This is a genomic window from Mycobacterium sp. (assembly GCF_052145595.1).
Classification (GTDB): Bacteria; Actinomycetota; Actinomycetes; order Mycobacteriales; family Mycobacteriaceae; genus Mycobacterium.
On the sequence record NZ_JBKQOI010000152.1, the window covers coordinates 1 to 4,345 of the forward strand.

Sequence of the window (4,345 nt, forward strand, 5' to 3'; positions counted from 1 at the left end):
GGCGGACATCGGCCGCGGTCACGGTGACCAGGTCCTCGACGCCGCAACCCAAGATATCGCACAGTGCGGCGATCATTTGAAGCGAAACCCGTTCGGGGCGTTGATGAACCACGCGATACACCTGTGGCCGTGAAAGCTCGATCCCGCGTTCGGCAAGGAGGGGAATCAGATCGGTACTGTTGTGCATCCCACGAGCGGCCATCAGCTCGGCCAACCTCCAGGTGTAGTCGACTCGCCGTTTCATCAGCTTTCCTCCCCCAACGACAGCGCGGTGTTGATGGTGGTGTCCAACACCCGGCGCAACGTGCTGACCCGGTAGTCGCTGGACACGCAGGTATACAGCGACGTCGTGCTGGCATGGTCGTGACCCATCTGGTCCTGGACGAACCGGGCATCCCAGCCGTCTTCGATCAAATGGGTGGCATACGAGCGGCGCAGCGAGTGCAGATCTAATCCGTCTGGCAACTCCAGATCCCGGCAATACCGCCGGAACCGGCGCAACAGCGTGTTCTCGGCGACCAACGCGCCTCGCTCGCTGGGGAACAAATCAAGCCCATCGGTCATAGCCGGCTGGCCGTGGGCAAGCCAGTCGGTGATCACCTCAGGAGTCCACTTGAAGACCGTCAGGACGCCGCGCCGCTTGGGTGGGGATCCCTTCTTGGCCTTGCCGAAGCGGACCTGAACAACGCCGTAACCGCCGAACTCCCGGGCGTGGGCATTGCGGGAGAAATCCACGGTCTGCAGATGGCGCAGTTCGTTAAACCGCAGGCCGTAGGAGTAGGCGAGCTTGAACATCGTCGCATCCCGGTAGGCCGGCAGCCATCCCTTACGCGCCGAGGCCGCGATCAGCGACACCTGGTCGTCGGCATGGTCGAAGAAATCCTGCAGCTCTCGTTTGGTAAACGCGCGCTTGGTCGGGGACTGCTCGTTGTCCTGCACGTGGACCGCGGTGTTCCAATCGAAAAACACCTGAGCGGGATGCGTGCCGAATCGCTGTTCGCACACCCGATCCCACCCGTAATCGGGATCGCTGACATAAGAACAGAACAACCGCAACGCATTCTGGTAACGACGCACAGTCGACTGCTTGCATCTTTTGACCGACCGCAGATCGCCGAAGAACTCCTCCACCAAGGCCGGCGTCCACATCCACGGGAACTCATTGGTGTGCTCGACGAAACGCTCGACCAGCCGGATTCGTCCCGCAATCGTGTCATGGCCCAGGTTGCGGCACATTTGCTGATTGCGCCATCCCTCGAGCATCTCATCAACGGTCTGCGCCTCCGGATGCAGCAGCGGAACCGACCCAACGACGTGCACGCGGCCACTCTTGTCGAGGGGCAAATCAGCCTCCTACCCGGTCTCATCGGATGCATCATTGAATCATTCACTGAATCAATACCACATCGCTGCAGCTAGACGCGTCACGTTCAGGACACTTCGGGCCGGCGTGTCGGCGAACCGAGCCATACCGACAGCCTCCGCCCACGTCGCCGCGTCCCAAAACGGTCATTTATCAGGGCTTCTCGGCCGCAACGGCGCCAGCCGGATGGCCGACCGTCAGTCACGACAGTGATTCATCTGATGAAAACGGCGAGGTTTTTCATGGATAATTACCATTATCCATCAGTAATGCCACGGGAAGTACTGGCGGACATCCTGATTGGGTACAGAGTTCCATTCCATAGAAACGTCACGATGACGTATTGAGTTCATGCCAGCCCCGCCAAGACTGATCGCGGCCGTGGATCTGAGTGTCGCGCCGGTGACTGGTTCATCCGTCGGGTGCGGGCGCCGGTCGGTGCGCTGGGCGCCGGGGACCTGTCGTTGGGGTGCTGTTGCCGAGCTGTCCCCGCGGAGCGCAGTGTGGGGCCGCCGACTCTCATGTTTACCCGGATTCTGGCCGGAATCGGACAGCTCTCATGTTTTCCCGGACTACTCACCATTTCGCGGATAGGACACCAAGTGAAAACCGGTGTTGCGCAGGAGCAGCCGTCAGGAGCTGAAATGTCACTGTGACGTATCAGAATGGTGCCAGGCGAATCATTGGCGGCGATAGACATGTGCGCGGTGCTCGATGCGGCCGATGTAGAGCACCCGGTCGTCCTCGAGTGTGCGAAACGTGACACGGTAATCGCCGCGGCGCGCCACCCGCCATCCTGCGAACTCGAACCGCAGCGGCTTGGACAGCCGGTACGGGTCGGCCGGCAAGGTGGCGGTGACGAATTCGGCGATCGCCGCGGCGATCTTGTGTGGCAGTCGATCGAGCGCACGGACAGCTGTTGGCGACAGCTGGACAGACCAGGGTGCATCCCGGCCTGTCACTTCAGCCCGTAGCGATTGCGAATCTCCTCGCCGCTCACGGTGTTGCCGACGGCGTAGTCGGCGTCGGCTTGCGCGAGCTCCTCGGCGATACCCGGGGTCCGCAGCGCGTGCAGCGTCTCGTTGAGCGAATCAAGATCGTCGGCGGACATGATGACCGCAGCGACGCGACCGTGCCGGGTGATCTGAATGATCTCGTGGGTGGTGTCGGCTTCGTCGACCAGCGCGGAAAGCTTGTCCTTGGCCTCCGTCAGCGGTACCGTCTTCATACGTTCAATATAGCCAGTGTTATAGCCGCTCCATAACCCAATTTCTAGCCGATAAGCGACATTATGTCAACTGAAAACCCGTCGTTTTGCATCAGATGAATCAACTCGGAACTCAAGGTCCATAAGCGTGTGCTTGGTCTGTTCGACGTGCCAGTGCTGCTGCGTAATGATGGCGGTTTGCGTGTTCGTGGTCAGGCTTGCACGAGTAGGCGGATCGCCAGCCGATCTACGGCTTGGTCGATCCGGTCTTGGCTTTGTAGTTCGATGGCGACGAGCGCGCGGGTCAGCTGGTAGTCGATCCGGTCTGGCGTGGTGTGGATGTTCATTTCAAGGCTCCGATCTTTTCGCGTCCCTCGTTGGTATGGACGGTTTATGCTTTCGAATTGATGGCCGCCCAACCGGCATTCATTAGAGATCTTGATCACAAAGCTCCGTTGTGCCGTCCTAGCCACGCCAGCGGTGAGCGCCCCGACGTACTGGCGCTTTGGCAGCGGCTAGGCGTCCCTGAGATAGAGGCCTTACCCCATGGGAGGAACCCGGCGCACCACAGAGGAGGCCACAGTCTGAACGGCCACGATCACATACCCGCGGATGCTGCCGGAAATCACGCTGTGTCGCCGTCAGCGTGCGTTTCGGTGATTTTGGCTTCGAGGTACCACGAGAAGTACCCGTGGTATCTCAGCTGTAGGTCGCGTCGCCGCCAGTCGTGCCCGTCGATCACGCGCCGGCAGGAAGCGGTGTTGCAGCGGCAGGTCATTTGTCCGTCGTAATCGTCGAACAGCGGATGGAGGGGGGACGGGTACTAGAGAAAAATCTGGCAGCGCGGGCTAGCGTAGTGCTACAAATGCTGTCACCGCTGTAACCAGCAGCGGCAGAGTGCCGTCGTCTTCCAGAGAAAAGGAATCCCAACATGAAGACGAGAGTATTGATGGCCGCGGTCGGCGCTGCAGCGGCAGCCTTGGCCGCTGGTGTTATGTGGACCGCACCATCGGCCTCGGCTGGCACCGACTATTGCAATGCGCTTCCCACCCCCCAGCAAGTTCATGAGTGCAACTGCGGCTTCGACTTCGCCCCGGATAGTCAGGAGTTTCATGATTGCCTGTCGGGAAATGCGGTTGCACCCGGTCCCGCGCAACCTTAGTTAGGCCGCCGTGGGAATGTCGAGTTTGCTTCGCCTCTAGGTGCAAAAATATTGCCCGTTGAGCAGACAATTCGACGGTGGTGAGTAGGAACCGGTCAGCACGCCTCTTAGACCACCTGTGGCTGAACCACCGGGTGCAATGATGCGATTCCAATTCGCGGGGGTGAGAACATAGTGCGTGCCAGATTGTGCAAGGGTGCTATTCCACGTGTGCGAGACGGATTCTCCAATCGGCAAGTCGAATTCAAGCTTCCAATCGTTTAGCGGCACCGCGCTCGAGTTGGTGATGGTGAAGTGGGCGATGAAACCGGTCTGCCACGTCGATGTCACCGACAACGTCGCCGTGGCCGCAGCCGCATGAGCTACGGGGGTGATGGCGAGTCCGAGGATGGCAACTATCAATGCCGACACGGTTACGTGAAGCGCTGTGCGCCAGCGCTTCACGTAATTGTCCAGTCCGCCCATAGCAGCCAACACTAAAGCCAAACAGGCGATATCGGCCCTCGCATCGCGGGTAAGCTGCAGTACCTTTGCTCAACTGAAACCGTCATGAAATTTTAGCCTCGATCCACCCTGAACCATGTATCGGCCCGGCCGAACGCGAACTTGCGGA

Annotated in this window: 6 protein-coding genes; all 6 read right to left on the reverse strand. The window is 59.9% G+C overall.

All coding sequences use genetic code 11. The features are described from left to right. Positions 1-244: helix-turn-helix domain-containing protein (locus ACLP4W_RS13515; protein ID WP_442386650.1), on the reverse strand; the 244-nt coding region annotated here is incomplete at its 3' end. Further along, positions 244-1,344, reverse strand: a complete 1,101-nt coding sequence (locus ACLP4W_RS13520; RefSeq protein WP_442386652.1) for a tyrosine-type recombinase/integrase — start codon at positions 1,342-1,344, stop codon at positions 244-246. The genes ACLP4W_RS13520 and ACLP4W_RS13515, both read right to left, overlap by 1 nt. A 699-nt stretch (positions 1,345-2,043) precedes the next feature. Then, a complete protein-coding gene (locus ACLP4W_RS13525) occupies positions 2,044-2,325 on the reverse strand; it encodes a type II toxin-antitoxin system RelE family toxin (protein WP_442386654.1) in 282 nt (93 codons plus the stop codon). Next, positions 2,322-2,591, reverse strand: a complete 270-nt coding sequence (locus tag ACLP4W_RS13530; RefSeq protein WP_442386656.1) for a type II toxin-antitoxin system Phd/YefM family antitoxin — start codon at positions 2,589-2,591, stop codon at positions 2,322-2,324. Before ACLP4W_RS13530 ends, ACLP4W_RS13525 begins: the two co-directional genes overlap by 4 nt. Before the next feature lie 191 nt (positions 2,592-2,782). Continuing rightward, positions 2,783-2,917: a hypothetical protein gene (locus ACLP4W_RS13535; RefSeq protein WP_442386658.1), complete on the reverse strand. Its 135-nt coding sequence runs from the start codon at positions 2,915-2,917 to the stop codon at positions 2,783-2,785. Between the two features lie 851 nt (positions 2,918-3,768). Further along, positions 3,769-4,197: a cellulose-binding domain-containing protein gene (locus tag ACLP4W_RS13540; protein WP_442386660.1), complete on the reverse strand. Its 429-nt coding sequence runs from the start codon at positions 4,195-4,197 to the stop codon at positions 3,769-3,771. Between the last annotated feature and the right edge of the window lie 148 nt (positions 4,198-4,345).